Source organism: Pseudomonas parakoreensis (assembly GCF_021602155.1).
GTDB lineage: Bacteria > Pseudomonadota > Gammaproteobacteria > Pseudomonadales > Pseudomonadaceae > Aquipseudomonas > Aquipseudomonas parakoreensis.
Genome location: NZ_BQHY01000034.1, coordinates 1 through 16,698 on the forward strand (window position 1 = coordinate 1; position 16,698 = coordinate 16,698).

17 protein-coding genes are annotated in these 16,698 nt (G+C 55.2%); all 17 read left to right on the forward strand.

Going from position 1 to position 16,698, the window contains the following annotated elements; translation table 11 throughout:
- Nucleotides 1-1,258 (forward strand): tyrosine-type recombinase/integrase (locus L6D63_RS27585; RefSeq protein ID WP_236170467.1); only part of this gene is annotated, 1,258 nt, incomplete at its 5' end.
- Entirely contained in the window at nt 1,251-1,658 is a 408-nt protein-coding gene (locus tag L6D63_RS27590) for a hypothetical protein (protein WP_034082648.1), read from the forward strand. The genes L6D63_RS27585 and L6D63_RS27590, both read left to right, overlap by 8 nt.
- A gap of 387 nt (nt 1,659-2,045) precedes the next feature.
- Nucleotides 2,046-3,152: an endonuclease/exonuclease/phosphatase family protein gene (locus L6D63_RS27595; RefSeq protein ID WP_023098552.1), complete on the forward strand. Its 1,107-nt coding sequence runs from the start codon at nt 2,046-2,048 to the stop codon at nt 3,150-3,152.
- A 477-nt stretch (nt 3,153-3,629) separates the two neighbouring features.
- Nucleotides 3,630-4,628: an ATP-grasp domain-containing protein gene (locus L6D63_RS27600; protein ID WP_031629774.1), complete on the forward strand. Its 999-nt coding sequence runs from the start codon at nt 3,630-3,632 to the stop codon at nt 4,626-4,628.
- 75 nt (nt 4,629-4,703) lie between these two features.
- Nucleotides 4,704-5,843, forward strand: a complete 1,140-nt coding sequence (locus L6D63_RS27605; RefSeq protein ID WP_003154856.1) for a trypsin-like peptidase domain-containing protein — start codon at nt 4,704-4,706, stop codon at nt 5,841-5,843.
- Between the two features lie 68 nt (nt 5,844-5,911).
- Nucleotides 5,912-7,039, forward strand: a complete 1,128-nt coding sequence (locus tag L6D63_RS27610) for a phosphoribosyltransferase domain-containing protein (RefSeq protein WP_003154854.1) — start codon at nt 5,912-5,914, stop codon at nt 7,037-7,039.
- A complete protein-coding gene (locus L6D63_RS27615) occupies nt 7,029-7,787 on the forward strand; it encodes an HAD family hydrolase (protein WP_003090785.1) in 759 nt (252 codons plus the stop codon). Before L6D63_RS27610 ends, L6D63_RS27615 begins: the two co-directional genes overlap by 11 nt.
- Complete coding sequence (locus tag L6D63_RS27620) at nt 7,780-8,874, forward strand: cysteine protease StiP family protein (RefSeq protein WP_003090784.1); 1,095 nt, start codon at nt 7,780-7,782, stop codon at nt 8,872-8,874. Before L6D63_RS27615 ends, L6D63_RS27620 begins: the two co-directional genes overlap by 8 nt.
- Nucleotides 8,874-9,821 carry an HpcH/HpaI aldolase/citrate lyase family protein gene (locus L6D63_RS27625; RefSeq protein ID WP_003090783.1) on the forward strand — a complete coding sequence of 316 codons (948 nt, stop codon included), beginning with the start codon at nt 8,874-8,876 and terminating at the stop codon, nt 9,819-9,821. Before L6D63_RS27620 ends, L6D63_RS27625 begins: the two co-directional genes overlap by 1 nt.
- A complete protein-coding gene (locus tag L6D63_RS27630; protein WP_023098554.1) occupies nt 9,821-10,549 on the forward strand; it encodes an HAD family hydrolase in 729 nt (242 codons plus the stop codon). Before L6D63_RS27625 ends, L6D63_RS27630 begins: the two co-directional genes overlap by 1 nt.
- A 2-nt stretch (nt 10,550-10,551) precedes the next feature.
- The gene (locus tag L6D63_RS27635; protein ID WP_003090782.1) at nt 10,552-11,145 is read left to right on the forward strand and encodes a TerD family protein; all 594 of its coding nucleotides are present in this window, start codon (nt 10,552-10,554) and stop codon (nt 11,143-11,145) included.
- Complete coding sequence (locus L6D63_RS27640; protein WP_003154850.1) at nt 11,142-12,323, forward strand: TerD family protein; 1,182 nt, start codon at nt 11,142-11,144, stop codon at nt 12,321-12,323. Before L6D63_RS27635 ends, L6D63_RS27640 begins: the two co-directional genes overlap by 4 nt.
- Nucleotides 12,324-12,370: 47 nt before the next feature.
- Nucleotides 12,371-12,820, forward strand: a complete 450-nt coding sequence (locus L6D63_RS27645) for a tellurite resistance TerB family protein (protein ID WP_003090780.1) — start codon at nt 12,371-12,373, stop codon at nt 12,818-12,820.
- A 12-nt stretch (nt 12,821-12,832) separates the two neighbouring features.
- Nucleotides 12,833-13,867, forward strand: a complete 1,035-nt coding sequence (locus tag L6D63_RS27650; RefSeq protein WP_003090778.1) for a TerC/Alx family metal homeostasis membrane protein — start codon at nt 12,833-12,835, stop codon at nt 13,865-13,867.
- Between the two features lie 28 nt (nt 13,868-13,895).
- Nucleotides 13,896-14,474, forward strand: coding sequence for a TerD family protein (locus L6D63_RS27655; RefSeq protein ID WP_003090777.1), 579 nt, complete (start codon nt 13,896-13,898; stop codon nt 14,472-14,474).
- Nucleotides 14,475-14,509: 35 nt separating this feature from the next.
- Nucleotides 14,510-15,088, forward strand: a complete 579-nt coding sequence (locus L6D63_RS27660) for a TerD family protein (protein ID WP_003090776.1) — start codon at nt 14,510-14,512, stop codon at nt 15,086-15,088.
- 263 nt (nt 15,089-15,351) lie between these two features.
- Nucleotides 15,352-16,683, forward strand: a complete 1,332-nt coding sequence (locus L6D63_RS27665; protein WP_003090774.1) for a hypothetical protein — start codon at nt 15,352-15,354, stop codon at nt 16,681-16,683.
- Nucleotides 16,684-16,698 lie beyond the last annotated feature (15 nt).

Here is a 16,698-nt window from a genome sequence, read left to right on the forward strand (position 1 = left end):
AGATAACAAGCTCGCGGAAATTTTTCGTGCGGCTGTATCACGTCTAGAGCGCGCAGACGAGACATTAGCGCTTGCGGAAATGGTTTCCGAATGGCAAGCCCAATATTCCTATTCTGGCACTGTAAACGCAAAACTTGCGGCTACGGGATACCGGGGTGGCATTTTAGGGTTGAGACTTGAGAAAAATCTCCTGCTAGATGCCTGCAGTATCGTCATTCTTCTAACGAGCGGTATAAGAGTTTCAGAGCTCATGAGCTTAAAAGTAGGCGCTCACTACGTACGTGATGGGGAAGATGGTACTAAGTTTTACTGGATGTCTGGAGTATCCACAAAGACCAAAGAGGGTAAGGTAGATTGGCTAGTCACAAAGCTTACCCATGAAGCGCTAGACGTTGCGGGGAAGGTCACCGCAGAGATTCGTGCCGAGCTAAATGATAGATACAGTTTGGCTAAGTCGGCAAGTAATCTGATAGAGATGCATGATTATGAAGCGCATCTCGATTCTTTGTTCCTTGGGTGGGGAGGGCATGCACATAAACTCCAAGTTTTTGCTGCACAAACCATTAGGGCAAGATTAAAGCGGTTTATGCTGGCTCATAATATTGACTGGGAGGTCGCACCACACCAATTTAGAAGGACGTTCGCTCGATATGTGGCTCGCAGTCAACTCGGTGATGTTCGTTATCTTCGTGATCATTTCAAACATTGGACGCTGGATATGACTGCGATATATGCAGAGGATCAAGTTAGAGATAAAGAGCTGTTTGATGAAATCTATGTTGCAATGCGTCACGAAAAGATGCTGGTGCTTGAAAGTGTTTTTGAAGAAGATGCATTGGTTTCTGGTGGTTTGGCAGAGACCATTCGTATTTTTCGATCCTCTGATGAGGCGATTCGGACGTACAAAAGCCGCCGTGAAATGGTTCAGTTTGTATCGGAGGTTGTGCATCTGAGAAGTACTGGTATTGCATGGTGTACTGCAGATAGTACGGGCTGCTCCGGTGGCAGTGTATTGGATAAAACTCGATGCGGTGATTGCTCGAAAAGTCTTATCGATGAATCGCGGCTGCCACATTGGGTAGGCATATATGCTCAAATGTTGGAGCTTAAAGCTATCGCTAATGACTGTGGTCCAGGTGCGGGTGCACGAATTGACAGCGATATTCGACGGTGTGAAGTCGTCCTTCAAGAGCTTGGAGCTGATATTGAGGAGCTTAAGCTCGGTGTTTTACTTGAAGGGGGGCTTCGTCATGCATAAAGAAGATCGAATATCGGGAACCGAAAAAAAGTTGCTAGATGCTTTAAAGCGAATCCAGCACGGACGTACGAGGATAGTAGAATCTAGTAGAAAGTTGTCTATTGCCTCGGTTGCCGAAGAGGCAGGTATGAGTCGTGCAACAATCCATAATCGCTATCCCCGTGTTGCCGAAGAAATTCGTACTGCTCTCGGTCAGGGGCATCGAGAAAAGATTGTCAAAGGACTGGAGGCTCAGCGAGAGATGCGCGATATAATCAAGGCGCTCCGTATAGAAATTAATGGATTGAAAGCTATGAAGGTTAAACTCGTGTCTATCAACGAAAGTCTCGAAGCAGAACTGAGGATGCTTCGAGCTATTGTCGACTCAAAAAATGTCAAAGCGTTGAAGTCCAGAGGTTGAGTGTGACTATTTCAGGGCGAGCTATGGCAGTGGCTTAGTCCGGTTATGCCAGAGTTCTAGCATCAAAATTCCCTAGTCAAAATCATAATGAAGTGCTCCTTCGTAAGCAGCTGTTAGAGATTTTGTTTGGCATGGATGCAGTTGTTTGCGAAGAACCTCTTCCGCCGATTCTGTTGGAAAAGTTGGTTTTTGAGATGGCAGCTTTGGACGGTTAAAAAAATACATTAGATTTCGGTGCCTCTACGAAAAAATAAGTTTTGAGCGAACCAGATTTCAACGTCGCTCATGCTCTTTCATGGGGCAGAATCATGACGGTTTTTTTCAACAAAATCGGCCGGTAGCTGAAAATTCAATTACGTTTGATGCCCAAACAAAAGGAGTAAACGGGTGAAAGGGTTTTTCAATGGCGCATTGCTTTTGGGCACTGTTCTGGTCAGTTCTCTGAGCTCGGCAGCGGATCTGACTCTGATGTCTTGGAACGCCATGAGGTTGGGACAGGGTGGGGAGAAGAGCTTTCCAGCACTCGCCGAGGTGGCAGGGAAAGCAGATCTGGTAGCCATTCAGGAAGTGATGAATGAGGAAGGACTGACAAAGTTGGAGGCGGAGCTTGAGAAACGGACCGGGGAGCAATGGTCGACGTTGGTCAGCCATGCGGTGGGCTCCCGCTCCTACAAAGAACTCTATGCTTTCCTCATGCGTGAGAGCGTTGTCGTATACGAAGACGGGGCAGTCGTGTACATGGATCGAGGCGATCGCTTTATTAGGGAGCCCTTATCGGCCCGATTTAAATCGAAACGAGATGGTACGTTATTTGCTGTGGCCAGCATTCACGTGTTGTACGGGAAAGGTCCCCAAGACCGTGAGCCGGAGGTCAGGGAATTGGAGAGCTACTGGGCGTGGCTGGAAAGCATCTACCCAGAAACCCCGGTCATGCTGGTAGGTGACTTCAATATGTCTCCCTCTCACCCCGCATTTTCCGGCCTCTCACAGCACGCAACGCCCCTCATTACAAAGGGCGCAACCACGCTTTCCGCACGCGAAGGGCTCTACGCCAATCTTTACGACAACATCTGGGTATCCAGGACGCATCGTCTGAAGCTGGATAACGCGGGCATCATGGACTACCCCCGGATGATCGGCTGGAGCCATGAGAAAAGCCGGAAGCACGTGAGTGATCACGCTCCCGTATTCGTCACCCTGGGAAATGCGAAGCTGCGCCAGGGGGTTGTAACGGTCCGACCGGAGGCAGAAAGGAGTCGAGTTGCGGGGGGCGGAATGAAGCAGATTTTCCCGTCTCAAGCTCAGAAGAGCACTGCAGCCATCGCCTCCAACATAGACGATGCCGACCATATCCGCGGAAATGCTAACTCCCGCATTTTCCACTGGCCGGGCTGCCCGAGCTACGACAAAGTATCACCAAAGAACCGAGTGGAGTTCAGCAGTGTCCAGGAGGCAGAAGCCGCAGGGTACCGGTTGGCCGGCAATTGTCGCTGATAGATCTAATGCACCGACCAAAGGTTGGTGTCACAGCCTCATCGCAGTGAGGCAGTCGCACGCATCAATGTGACCTAGGGCAGCTTCGGCTGCCCATTATCCGATTAGGAGTTGGACCGTGCCTGTGCGAGCGCCTTGTAGTGACCACCAGCAACCGGATGGGTGCATTCAAGTTCCCTTTAGTAACCAATACCGTTTCTCTTTCAACTGGGTCCAGGAACGAGTCCGTTGAGAGTTGCGATCAGGCTCTGTTTCTCCGATAACTTCAGCACTCTACTGAACACCAAACCTTGCGTGCACGAGGTTCTGAAAGACGCTCAAGATGCGGCCAGAGTGATATTTAGATCTTGGCGATACACTCCAGTAGAATGCTGGATGCCGGTTGATACACGCCGAGCCCCCGTTATCGCCCCTTCCACCATAAACATGGCTGATCGCCTTTTTTGCCCGGCCGCAGCCACCCTGAGGATGCATATCTTGATTTGGTTTCTTGAGGGACAGTCCAGCCAGCGGGACATCATTCTGGGAGCGCGTGAAGCCCTCCCGCCGGAAGTGAGGATTTTTGCTTCACATCGCCAAGACAGGCCCGAAATCACCGGAAGCGCCGATGTAAGTTTCCTTGAGCCGAAGGACAACCAGGAACGAATCGACTGGGTGATCGAGACCGCCCTAAGGCATGGGATCAAAGTCATCCTAGTCGGCCGCGTGGGGAGTGTCTTTGAGGCTCAGCGCCACCGATTCGAGGCCGCTGGCCTGGTTTTGGTTACCGGCGGCGCGAGCATGGGTACGTTCGAGTTGGTAGACGACAAGAGTAAATTCACGGCGGAAGCAGAACGTGCAGGCCTTGCCTGTGTCCCGGCGATCACGGCACGTAATGCGAAGGAACTCATCGATGCCTACGAGTCCCTTCGTGTTCTCGGCGACGTCTGTGTCAAACCAGCGGTAGGTATATATGGCCAGGGGTTCTGGCGCTTCAAGTCTGAAGCGGATTCGTTTCGTTGCTTCGCCAACCCCGATTCTCGGGAAGTCCAGTTTGAGACATACCTTAATGCCTACCGGGCTGGAGCGGATCGTTCCGCCATGCTGGTCATGCCGTACATGACAGGAAGCGAGTGCTCGATCGACATGGTTTGCGAATCCGGCCGCCCCGTGGCATTCGTTGGTCGCCGGAAAGAAGGGCTGCACCAGACCTTCGAGAATGACTCGCCAGCGGTAGAGCTCGCTCTGAAGGCTGCCGCTCACTTCCAGTGCGATGGCCTGGTCAATGTCCAAACGCGGGATGATTTAGACGGTGTCCCACATCTACTCGAGATCAATCCGCGGTACTCCGGTGGCATCGGCTACACCCGACATACGGGAGTGAACCTGCCAGGCATCTTCGCCACTAGAAGGCTTGGTCTGGCTGAGCCGGTGAGTGATTGGATACCGAACATCAGGGTGAAAGCCATAACCGTTGCGGTGCCAGTGACAACTTGATATGTAGTCAGACTTCAAGTTTGATATCATTTCGCCGCATTTAGTAAGGTTCGGGGCTCAAGGAGCAAAGCAGGGATGATGGTGATGGCGCCTGGCGCAAACACAGCTTTGGGAGCGGCGCAATGTTCCTGGACGCTGGAGTGCGGCAATCCCTCTGCATTCGGGGACTATGCCGCTGTCGCTCTGCTTCCGCTGGACGATAAGCGTCACCCAAAAGGGGAAGCAGCACTTTTCCAGGTTTCCCAGGCCTGGATGCAGTGGAGTGGTGGGCAAGAGAAAATCTGCTGCAACTTGAATCTCGGCCAACTTCCGACCGGTGCCGACAGGGTGCTCTTGGTCGTGTACACCTTCTCGGCAATGGGGCCAGTAAGCGACCTGCGATTACTCCGCTTGCAGATCGACTCTCAGATCGAGTTCAACTTGAACCTGTCCGACAATGGTGAATCAGCGATCATTGTCGGTGAGTTCTATTGCCGCAATCACCAGTGGAAATTCCGTGCTCTGGCCGAGGGGTCGGCCTATGGCCTAGCAGCACTTGGACGTCGCATCGGCCTGAAGATCGACGATGCTCACCCGCACCGCCGCTCCAGTTCCTCAGAACAGAGCCGACCGGCATCCGGAGCGACAGGCACCGGCTTTGCTGTGACTTCCACCCATATTCTCACCTGTGCGCATGTCATTGAGGACATGAAAGAGATCCACATCGCTTCGTTCGAAGGACGCCATCGTGCCGAGGCAGTGGTTGTAGATCAGCGCAATGATTTGGCACTACTTAGAGTGCAAGGAGCGCCAGCCTTTAAGCCGGTGGCTTTCCGGGATGGAGTTGGGTGTGACCTTGGCGAGCCTGTGGTGGCCCTCGGGTTCCCACTTGCTGGTCTGGCCGGTGGGGGGGTGCACGTCACCCAAGGTGGCGTTTCAGCACTCTTTGGCCTGCACAATGACTCCAGTCTGCTCCAATTCACTGCACCAATTCAGCCGGGATCAAGTGGTAGCCCCCTCTTTGACGCAGCTGGATCAGTTGTAGGGATGGTGACTTCCACGATCCCTGACGCACAGAACATGAACTTCGCGGTCAAGGCCGGGCTTGCCCTGGCGTTTCTTGACGCCTGTGGTGTCGAGCCAACTCGTACACCAACAGGAAGGACTTTCTCGACATCTCAAATGGCCCGTGAAGCCCAGCAATCGCTATGGAAAATCGAGGCGCGTAATCCATAGGGAAACAATTGCTTGAATCTCGGGACTAGGCGTTAGGGGCAGCCCTCGTGCCAAACAAGGAAGCATTCATGGAAAAAATCATAGTACCAACGTCCGTACGCGCCCAACTCAAGCGAGGGCTCCTCGAGGTCAAAGTCGAAGACACCGTTCTCCCTCCAGCTGACCTGTTCGGCTTCGCAGAGCGCCGGAACCCCAAGCGAGCATTCCTTTTCGTGTCGAAAGTGCTGGGCCGCCATATACCCGTGCGCCCCTCGGTTATGGCTGCCAGCTTCGAGAGTCTAGCCGCCGAAATCCCGCCTGATCTCCCTGGCCCGGTGCTGGTCATTGGCATGGCCGAAACTGCGGTTGGCCTCGGTGCCGGTGTGCACCGCGCCTTCAGTACCACTCGCTCTGACAGTGTGTACCTCATCAGCACTCGCCACCCCCTTGGTACCGACCTCTTCGCTCGATTCGAGGAAGAGCATAGCCATGCGAGTGCGCACCTGATCCACATGCCCGTCGATCCCGAAATCAGGGAAGCGATGCTTCAGGCGCGGTCGCTGGTGCTGGTGGACGATGAGGCTTCTACTGGGAAGACCTTCGTCAATCTGCACCGCGCCTTGGTAGAGGCCGGACTGAGCAAGATCGAACGTATCGTCACCTGCGTCCTCACGGACTGGTCTGCTGGCGCTGTGCGCAAAACCATCGGGGAATCAGCCACTGCAGTTTCGCTGATGCAGGGTTCCTACCAGTTCCATGAAAACCCAGCTGCCCCGCCACCCGAAATGCCCGATGTGGGAGCAGTTTCCATCGGCGAGTGGCCTCTTTCGGCTGACAAGGACTGGGGGCGTTTGGGCGTTCGTCGTGTGGACGACACGCTTGCCCCCGACATCCGGGTTCACCCTAACGAGAAAGTCATCGTGGTGGGTACAAGTGAGTTCGTTTGGCGTCCCTTCCTGCTGGCTGAGCGACTGGAACGTGCTGGTGTGGACGTGCACTTCAGTTCTACCACCCGCTCTCCAATCGCCCTGGGCCACGCCATCGAGCACGCCCTGTCGTTCTCAGATAACTACGGTCTTGGCATCCCGAACTTCCTCTACAACGTGAAGCCGGGGCAGTTTGACCGAGTCCTGATCTGCTCCGAGACTCCCGAGCAGGCTGCTCCTGCAGAGCTGGTTGCTGCCCTGAATGCCGAGGTGATTTTCGATGGGCACTAATCGTCCCCTGGTATTCGTCGACCTCGACGACACCCTGTTCCAGACCTCTCGCAAGATGGTCGAAGGTACGCCGCGTACTACCGCGACGCTGGACGTACACGGCCAACCCAATGGGTACATGAACCCGATCCAGCACTCCTTCATCAGTTGGCTGCTGGCTTCTGCCGATGTAGTGCCTGTCACTGCGCGTGACGTTGAGGCCTACAGCCGCGTCAAGCTCCCCTTCACCGAGGGGGCTATCTGCTCGCATGGTGGTGTGATGCTCCACTCTGACGGCTCACTGGATCAGGACTGGCATGGCCAGATGGCAGAATCCCTTTGGGCCTTCCAGGATCGACTGCCAGCGTTGAGCGAAGCAACCTTGCGGATCGGGAAGGACATGGGCTATTCGCTCCGCGGTTGGGTTGTGGAAGAAGAAGGTCTGCGCCACTACGTGGTGACCAAACAGAACGAATCTGATGACGCTGTCCTCTCCAAGGTTCTGGCCGAGGTTCAAGCCCGAGGCATGCTGGAAGGCATGCACATTCACGCCAACGGCAACAACCTCGCTTTCCTGCCCAAGGGGCTGGCCAAGCGATTGGCAGTTCAAGAATGGCTGCGCCGTGACGCCAAGATCAATGGAGATCGCCCAGTCCTTGGCTTCGGCGACAGCATTACTGACCTAGGATTCATGGGCCTTTGCCACATGTGGGCTACACCCGCTCGCAGCCAATTGGCCAAGGCCGTGGAGGAGATGATCATTGAGTAATCTCCTTGCCACCCTGAATACCGTCGGCAGCGGAAGCTACGCGCCGGAAGACGTCCATTTCCTTCTGCGGTCGGTGCAAATGAATGTCACCGATGTCGAGGAGAAGGAGCGCCTGATTCAGACCAATCAGAAGCACTATTCGGAGATGATCAGCCAAGAACACGCGCCTACCGACGTTCACAAGTCCTTGTACGCTCGCGCGCTAGTGCTGAACGGTGCTCGCATGGCTGAAGATGTTCAATCTCTGGCTTTGGCGTTGAGTGCCGTCTGCACCGGCTCCAGCATCGCACTGGTTTCCTTCGTGCGCGCCGGCCTTCCCCTTGGCGTCCTGCTCCGTCGGGCACTGGTCGAGATGGGCCGTGACGCCCACCACTATGGCGTAAGCATTATCCGTGATCGTGGGATCGATACAGTGGCCCTCGAAGCGATCATCCAGTTGCACGGTGCTGAGAACATTGTCTTCGTGGATGGCTGGACCGGCAAGGGAGCAATCTCTGGCGAGCTCAAGCGGACGCTAGGTGCCGACAAGCGTTTCCCGGAAGAGCCCCGACTCGTTGTGCTAGCCGACCCCTGCGGCCGCGCATGGCTCGCCGCCTCCGCAGAGGACTGGGTTATCCCGTCCGGAATCTTGGGCGCAACCGTTTCCGGCTTGGTGTCTCGCTCCATCTGGCCGACTCAAGGTGGGCTTCATGGTTGCGTGGTCTACGACCACTTGAGTGAACACGACGTTACTCGTGAATTCATCGACAAGATCGAGGCTGAGCGCCAAGCGCTGAGTAGCGTCCAAACCGCATCGCCCTGGACGCACGAGCAGAGCCTGAAGCTCCAGGCCGCGGCCGAAAACGTGGTTACCTCCCTGGCTACCCGCTTTGGCATCAGCAACCTGAATCGCGTGAAACCAGGTATTGCCGAGGCCACCCGAGCAGTCCTGCGCCGAGTGCCCGATCACGTGCTGGTGCGAGATCGTAATGACGGCGACGTGCAACTCCTACTGCATCTCACCGAGCGCGCAGGGGTAACGGTGGAGGAGACCGGCGAGGCTCTTGGACCTTATCGTGCGGTAACCATCATCCGGAGTACGAACTGATGAAGGCGATTTCTCCATTCGCCCTCGGGGCGACTCTGTACATGCCGGCAACCCGCGATGACATCCTGGATGTGGTGTTCGGGATGAAGATCCCTGAGCTTCGCTCACTCGTTGTGTGCCTGGAAGATGCAGTGGCGGCGATCGACGTCGAAAGTGCACTCGCAAATCTGCAGGCCCTACTCATGGGCATTCAGGCCCGTGGCGGCCGCCCGGAACAAGGGCCGTTGCTCTTCCTCCGTCCTCGCGATGCAGAGATGGCAGCAGTGCTGAACGGATGGCCGCTGATGAAGCACGTCAACGGGTTCGTCGTTCCCAAGCTGACGCTGAAGTCTCTTCCTTTTTGGGAAGCCGCTGTTAGCAACCCTGACCTCTATCTCATGCCAACCCTGGAAACGAGCGATGTTTACGACCCGGGTGCCATGGTGGAGCTCGGCCAGGCTCTGAAGGCCAACCTGAACCAACGCATCATCGCACTCCGGATTGGCGGGAACGACCTCATGGGTTGCCTCGGCCTGCGCCGCAACCCTGCCACCACGCTCTACAACACACCGATGGGCTACGTGATTCCCATGCTCGCCGGCGTGATGGGAGCACAGGGATTTGCCCTGACGGCCCCTGTATTCGAGCAGTTGGCCACGCCTCATCTTCTTCAGGAGGAGTTGAAGCTCGACATCGCACATGGCCTGGTAGGCAAGACGGCAATTCATCCAAGTCAGATCCGCATCATTCAGGACAATCTCCGCGTGAGCCTGGAGGACCTCAACTGTGCCAAGCTGATCGTCAACGATGTAGCCCCCGCCGTCTTCAAGCACAACGATGCAATGTGCGAACCGGCTACTCATTACAAGTGGGCAGTGAACATCCTTGAGCGCGCCAAGTGGCATGGTGTGAAAACCGCCGATATGGGCAATGGCGAGCACAGTGTCCGCCTGGCCGAGGCTTACTAATGAGCATCGAAATGCTGGAGGCTGGGCCGAAAGGAGCGAAGGTGCTCTCGGTGTTTGACTTCGATGGCACTCTCACCCGGCACGACAGCTTCGTGCCGTTCCTTCGGTTTGCCTTCGGCACTCGCGAGTTCACCCAACGCATTCTCAGGTTGGCGCTGCCCACCCTGAGGTATCTCTCCAGGGGCATGTCCCGGGATGAGCTTAAGGCCCAGTTGATAGGCACATTTCTCGCTGGCGTGGAAGCCAAATGGGTATGTCAGAAAGCTGAAGATTTTTGCCAGTTGGTTTGGCCCAAGCTCATGCGCCCATCAGGGGTAAGATCAGTTGCGGCCGAAATTGCGTCCGGAGCGGAGGTTACACTCTGCTCGGCTTCTCCGGCGCTAGTTCTGCGGCCCTTCGCCGAACGTCTCGGCATCAAGCTCATCGGTACAGAACTGGAAGTGGTCGATGGTCACTTGACCGGCAGGATCAGCGGAAACAACTGTCGCTGCGAGAACAAGGTACGCCGATTGGAAGCCATATATGGCCCTCTGACACAGTATCGGTTGAGGGCCTGGGGGGATACCCATGGCGATCATGAATTATTGGATGCAGCGCAAGATGCGCATTGGCGTCATTTTCACCCCGCGTGGCGGCGTTCCCGCTCGCGGTATAGCAAGGCCGGGAGCCCGGAGAGTGTTTCTCCGCGTGAGTCCCACTCGAACTCTGAAGATCAACAAGGAGCGTAAGCATGGCAATCACCCTGAGCAAAAATCAGAGCATTTCGCTGGAAAAAACTGCCGGCAGCGGCCTGACCTCGGTCAGCCTCGGACTGGGTTGGGATCCGGTAAAGTCTGGAGGTTTCCTCTCCAAGCTCCTCGGCGGTGGCAACGACGAGATCGACCTCGACGCCTCCTGCATTCTGCTGGACGGGAACATGAAGCCGGTGGATCTAGTTTGGTTCCGTCAGCTCAGCTCGAAGGACGGCTCCATCAAGCACTCCGGCGACAATCTCACCGGTGAAGGCGATGGCGACGATGAAACCATCAACGTCGACCTGCAGCGTCTGCCAGCCTCCGTCCAGCACCTGGTGTTCACCGTCAACAGCTTCCGCGGTCAGAAGTTCGACCAGGTGGAAAATGCTTATTGCCGAATCGTGAACAACTCGAAGAGCCAGGAGCTGGCGCGCTTCAACCTCGCTGAGAAGGGCCAGCACACCGGCGTAGTAATGGCTAGCCTCAGCCGCAAGGGTAACGATTGGGACTTCAAGGCGATCGGCCAGTCCACTAACGGCCGCACTGCGGACGACCTCGTCAACTTGGCTATTCAGGCGGTACGCGCATGACAACCCTGGTACCTGGCGGTAATGCGCCGGTTGCCACCGGCCAACTGCGTGTGGACATCAGTTATACGCCGGCTCCAGGCGCAGACATCGATATCTCTGCATTCGCCCTAACCACCTCGGGGAAGGTTCGCGGCGATGGCGACATGTGCTTCTACGGTCAAACCAGTATTCTGGGTGGAGCTGTTCAGCTAACAGCCAATTCGGCCGGTCGTGCTGAGTTCACAGTCGACCTCAGCCGTGTTGATCCTGCCGTGGAGAAAGTTGCCCTCACCGCAACCATCTACGAAAACAAGGCAACCTTCGATCGCGTGTCGACGCTATCGCTAGCGCTCACTGGAGGGATCGAAGCTCAGATCCCAACACACGGGATGAATGAAACCGCCCTCATCCTCGGTGAGTTCTACCTTCGGCAGGGAGCGTGGAAGTTTCGTTGTGTCGCCCAGGGCTTCGCGGGAGGCTTGGGACCGCTGGCAAAGCACTTCGGCGTCGAAATCGCTGCACCTCCTTCCGCGCCGGCACCGACTCCCGCTGCGCCGCCTCAAGTACCTCCAGCCCCGCCGAAGCCGACCATCAGCCTCAGCAAGGTAACGCTCGACAAGTCTCGCTCGAGCATCAGCCTGGACAAGCCTGCTGCAGGGTTTGGTGAGATCAAGGTGAACTTGAACTGGAACCAAGGTGGAAGTGGCGGTGTACTCGGCGGCATCTTTGGCAAGAGCAAGTCCGTCGACCTCGACGTTGGGTGTCTCTTCGAACTGCAAGATGGCTACAAGGGAGTTGTTCAGGCCCTGGGGGAGGCCTTCGGTGATCTGAACGATGAGCCCTACATTCAGTTGATGGGCGACGACCGAACTGGTTCTGTTGCTGGCGGCGAGTGGATGCACATCAACGGCCGGCAGTGGAGCGAGATCAAACGCATCCTGGTCTTCGCGTTCATCTACGAAGGTGCTCCGAACTGGAAAGCTACCGACGGCGTCGTGACGATCTTCATCCCGGGCCAGCCAGAAATCGAAGTTCGCCTGAACGAAGAAGGTGGACGCTATGGGATGTGCGCCATCGCCTTGCTTGAAAACGTAAACGGGGCCGTTAAGGTCTCCCGCAGAGTCGACTTCCACCGTGGGCACCAAGATATGGACAAAGCCTACGGCTGGGGGATGCGCTGGACGGCGGGCTCCAAGTAAAAACTGATCCGGCGGGGCCGAAGGGCCCCGCTCACTGAGAGGAACACATGCTCGAATGGCTGAAAACCAACGCGACGAAAGCTCGCGAGACTCTGACGACTGAGGTCGCCAAGTTCAAAAATCGCACCTTCATGGAGGCAGTAGCAAATGCGTGCGCGCTGATCTCCGCGGCGGATGGTGAAATCAAATCCGAGGAGAAGATGAAGATGACCGGCTTCATCAATAACTCCCCGGAACTGAAGGTCTTCAACCTGAACGACGTGATCAAAGTCTTCAGCGACGCCTGCGGCAAGTTCGAGTTCGACTTCCAGATTGGTCAAGCTGAAGCCCTGAAGGCGATCAGCAAGGTCAAGGGCAAGGACGGCGAAGCACGGCTACTGGTACGTGTGGCCAGCGCCATCGGCGCCTCCGACGGTGACTTCGATGATAAAGAGAAAGCGGCATGCCGCCTGATTTGCCTAGAGCTGGGTCTGAACCCGGCAGACTTCGAACTGTAAGGAAACTTAAACGTGGAAACGACTCACATTGGCTTCCCACCGCTGACCATGGCGGTATTCGTCGGCCTTGCACTTGCCGCCCTGCTGCTGGACATGGTTACCCATCGCGATGACAAGCCGATCACCCTAGCGCGCGCCTCTATCTGGTCCGTGTTCTGGGTGGCGATTTCTCTGGCGTTCGCAGGTTTCCTCTACGTGCAGCACGGCGCTGAAGTCGCCAGCCTGTTCGTCACCGGCTACGCCTTGGAGAAAGTGCTGTCGGTCGACAACCTGTTCGTCTTCATGGCCATCTTCGCCTGGTTCAAGGTACCGGATGGCCTCCGTCACCGAGTTCTCTATTGGGGCATCATCGGCGCTATCGTCTTCCGTGGCGTATTCGTGGTCATCGGTACCGGCCTGCTCGCATTTGGCCCCTGGGTCGAGATCGTCTTCGCGCTGATCGTTGCCTGGACCGCTGTGATGATGCTCAAGGGCGGTGACGATGATGATGAAGAGGAGGACTACTCCCAACATCTTGCCTACCGCTTCGCGAAAAAGCTCTTCCCGGTATGGCCGAAGTTATACGGTCATAACTTCTTTGTGAGCCGCAAGAAGCTAGAAGTCGAAGTGCAGAAACCCGAGAACAAAGACATAAGCCTGGCGGCGAAAGGTGGTCTTTTCGCCACTCCGCTTTTCTTATGCTTGGTGGTAGTTGAGGTGTCCGATGTTCTGTTCGCCTTCGACTCGGTTCCGGCCGTAATCGCGGTGAGCCGTGAACCCCTGATCGTCTACTCGGCAATGTTGTTTGCCATCCTGGGTCTGCGTACCCTCTACTTCGTTCTTGAAGCACTGAAGCGCTATTTGGTGCACCTCGAGAAGGCGGTCATCGTGCTGCTGTTCTTCATCGCTGCCAAGCTCGGCCTGAACGCCACCAACCACCTGTTCCATCACGGCATCAGTATCGACCCGAATACCAGTCTGCTTATCGTCCTGGCAGTTCTGGCAGTCGGCATCCTCGCAAGCGTGATCTTCCCGGAAAAGGAAGAAGCGCAAGTCGAAAACCAGTAATCAGTAGCAACCACAAGGAGCTGTATACATGGCACTGTCTCTGCAAAAAGGTGGCAACCTCTCCCTGTCTAAAGAGGCGCCTGGCCTAACCAAAATTCTGGTAGGTCTGGGTTGGGACCCTCGCTCCACCGATGGCACCCAGTTCGACCTCGACGCCAGCGCTTTCCTGCTAAACGCCTCCGGTAAAGTCCGCGGCGATGCAGACTTCATCTTCTACAACCAACTCAAGAGTCCGGACGGTTCCGTTGAGCATACCGGCGACAACCGTGATGGCGCCGGCGACGGTGACGACGAGGCTATCAAGGTCGATCTGAGCCGCGTGCCGGTCGACGTCGACAAGATCGCCTTCACCGTGACGATCCATGACGCTGAAAATCGTCGCCAGAACTTCGGTCAGGTCGGCAACTCCTTCATCCGTATCGTTAACGAGACCAACGGCTCCGAGATTGTTCGTTACGATCTGGCCGAAGACGCCTCGACTGAAACCGCGATGATCTTCGCCGAGTTGTACCGCCACAACAGCGAATGGAAGTTCCGCGCTGTTGGTCAAGGCTACGCTGGTGGCCTGAAGGCCCTGGCCAACGGTTACGGTCTGACCGTCAACTGACCTCCATCTAATAAACTGAATCAAGGAATCACTTTATGGCAGTTTCTCTCCAAAAGGGCGGCAACGTCAGCCTGTCCAAAGAAGCACCAGGTCTGACCGAGGTCATCGTGGGCCTGGGCTGGGATCCGCGCGTAACTGACGGCACCGAGTTCGATCTCGATGCCTCCGTTTTCGTCACTGGCGAAAACGGTAAAGTTCTCAACGACGCCAGCTTCATTTTCTACAACAACAAGACGAGCGCTGACGGCTCCATCGAGCACCTGGGCGACAACCGCTCCGGTCAGGGCGATGGCGACGACGAGCAAGTCAACGTCAAGCTGAACGGCCTGGGCGCAGACGTGAAGAAGCTAGTCTTCGCCGTCACCATCCATGACGCCGAAGCTCGTAAGCAGTCCTTCGGCCAGGTGGGCAATGCCTACATCCGTGTCCTGAACAAAGCCGACGGCAAAGAGATTGCTCGCTTCGACCTGTCCGAAGACGCCTCCACCGAGACCGCCATGATCTTCGGCGAACTGTACCGTCACAACGACGAGTTCAAGTTCAAGGCTATCGGCCAAGGTTTTGCTGGCGGCCTGAAGCCTCTGGCTGAAGCTCACGGCGTGAGCATCGGCTAAGCCGAAAGGCGGAAAAAGCCCCGGAATTTCCGGGGCTTTTTCACATCTGCAGGAAGAGAACGAGTGTCGTGGTCGGTAAGATAATGCGTTAGATAGCCGGATGATCGCAACTCGGTTGATCTCGTTAAGATCTATAACAGCAAAGACTGCAGCATGCGCGATTTAGATCGCCCAATGCATGTCATAGCATGTAAGTGACCAGTTCCTGTCGGCTCTGGTTGGTTGGATTTTAAGCCTGTGAAATTACCGTGATGGGGAATGGAATGAAGTTAAAATCACTGGCAATGGCAGTGCCTTTAGCACTGGCTGGCTGCGGCTTCGTTAACGACCAGAAGCTCAATTTTGCTCATCAGGAGTATATGCAGGAGTGCTTTGCCACTTTTTCAAATAGTTGTAACGACAAGGCGATCGACTACAACATCATGCTTCTGGAAACAATTAAGGACAAAATGATTGAGGCAGGGCCTGAGCGTCTAGATCTCAAAGGGGAAAGTGCCGAGAGATTTGAAGAGCATGTAGAAAAATCCATCGGAAAAATGGTCGAGCATTTTGAAGTCATGAGGCCGGGCTTTTTCACTCGTGTATTTATGGGTAGGTTCGAGCCATTTGATGGGAAGTCTGTAAGAATTCTTGAAGCATCAGATGCAGACGAACTTTTTAGTGTAATCCTTGAAGAGTATACGAAGCGGCTCCTAGAAAACAGAAAGAAACTACAGGAAATTTGGGAAAAAACGCCGGATATGGTTTCCGAAGCGTCAGAGCCGGTCGGGCCTCTCAAAGAGGAGCCTGTTCAATCTACCTCGCAAAATGTTGAGGCTAATGGGCTTAAGGTCGCGGTTGACGCGGCGATTATTGAGCATGCACAGCAGAATGCCGCCAGTGAATACGGCGAAGCTCGCCGTTACCTGCAGGTGGATTTCGACGGGAATGGCAGCACTGATGCAGTTGTGATGTACACTCTTGAGCCAACTAGTGGCGGTAATTACAGCAACCAATATCTTGTTCCCCTCATCCATAACGGTGATGCGTGGGAAGCTAAGACACGCCTCGATATCATGAACTCCGCCTCTGATTTGGCTGACGAAGGCAATGGCGTTCTGAGCTATGTCGAGCTCTCGCACGGCCCAGATGATGCAGATTGCTGCCCGTCCATGGAGACAAAGCGTCTGTATAAGTGGAATGGTTCTGTCTTGCAGGAGTACAAAAATGATGGTGCAGTGCCAACACAGGCATCATCCAAATCTCTTGCTGAACCGCCTTTCTACTCAGTGCTCACGCTGAATGATTCATCGGACGAAAAAGAAGTGACGACCAAGCGAGTTTTAGAGTGCAGCATGGCCTCAAAGCTTGTTGGGCAGTTAGAGTCGATAGACATCATCGCAGATAAGATTAATCGGACCGGCTTGGCCAATACTATTAACCCTAATCCAGAAATTATGGCCGATTACCATCTGATGATTAAAAAGGATTGGTCGCTAAAAGATATGAATCGAGCAAGCCAAGATGAGTATTTAGTGGGGATCTATAATTCTGAATTCTGCCATAAGCTCCACGAGCAGCCGGCAATTCAGGTTTCCGATGTCCCAGCCGATTAGTCTCAGTCTAGTATC

What these genes read in the sequence shown, in the direction of transcription:
- L6D63_RS27590 (WP_034082648.1), top strand. Translation starts at nt 1,251, where the DNA reads ATGCATAAAGAAGATCGAATATCGGGAACCGAAAAAAAGTTGCTAGAT.
- L6D63_RS27605 (WP_003154856.1), top strand. Translation starts at nt 4,704, where the DNA reads ATGATGGTGATGGCGCCTGGCGCAAACACAGCTTTGGGAGCGGCGCAA.
- L6D63_RS27610 (WP_003154854.1), top strand. Translation starts at nt 5,912, where the DNA reads ATGGAAAAAATCATAGTACCAACGTCCGTACGCGCCCAACTCAAGCGA.
- L6D63_RS27615 (WP_003090785.1), top strand. Translation starts at nt 7,029, where the DNA reads ATGGGCACTAATCGTCCCCTGGTATTCGTCGACCTCGACGACACCCTG.
- L6D63_RS27625 (WP_003090783.1), top strand. Translation starts at nt 8,874, where the DNA reads ATGAAGGCGATTTCTCCATTCGCCCTCGGGGCGACTCTGTACATGCCG.
- L6D63_RS27630 (WP_023098554.1), top strand. Translation starts at nt 9,821, where the DNA reads ATGAGCATCGAAATGCTGGAGGCTGGGCCGAAAGGAGCGAAGGTGCTC.
- L6D63_RS27635 (WP_003090782.1), top strand. Translation starts at nt 10,552, where the DNA reads ATGGCAATCACCCTGAGCAAAAATCAGAGCATTTCGCTGGAAAAAACT.
- L6D63_RS27640 (WP_003154850.1), top strand. Translation starts at nt 11,142, where the DNA reads ATGACAACCCTGGTACCTGGCGGTAATGCGCCGGTTGCCACCGGCCAA.
- L6D63_RS27645 (WP_003090780.1), top strand. Translation starts at nt 12,371, where the DNA reads ATGCTCGAATGGCTGAAAACCAACGCGACGAAAGCTCGCGAGACTCTG.
- L6D63_RS27655 (WP_003090777.1), top strand. Translation starts at nt 13,896, where the DNA reads ATGGCACTGTCTCTGCAAAAAGGTGGCAACCTCTCCCTGTCTAAAGAG.
- L6D63_RS27660 (WP_003090776.1), top strand. Translation starts at nt 14,510, where the DNA reads ATGGCAGTTTCTCTCCAAAAGGGCGGCAACGTCAGCCTGTCCAAAGAA.
- L6D63_RS27665 (WP_003090774.1), top strand. Translation starts at nt 15,352, where the DNA reads ATGAAGTTAAAATCACTGGCAATGGCAGTGCCTTTAGCACTGGCTGGC.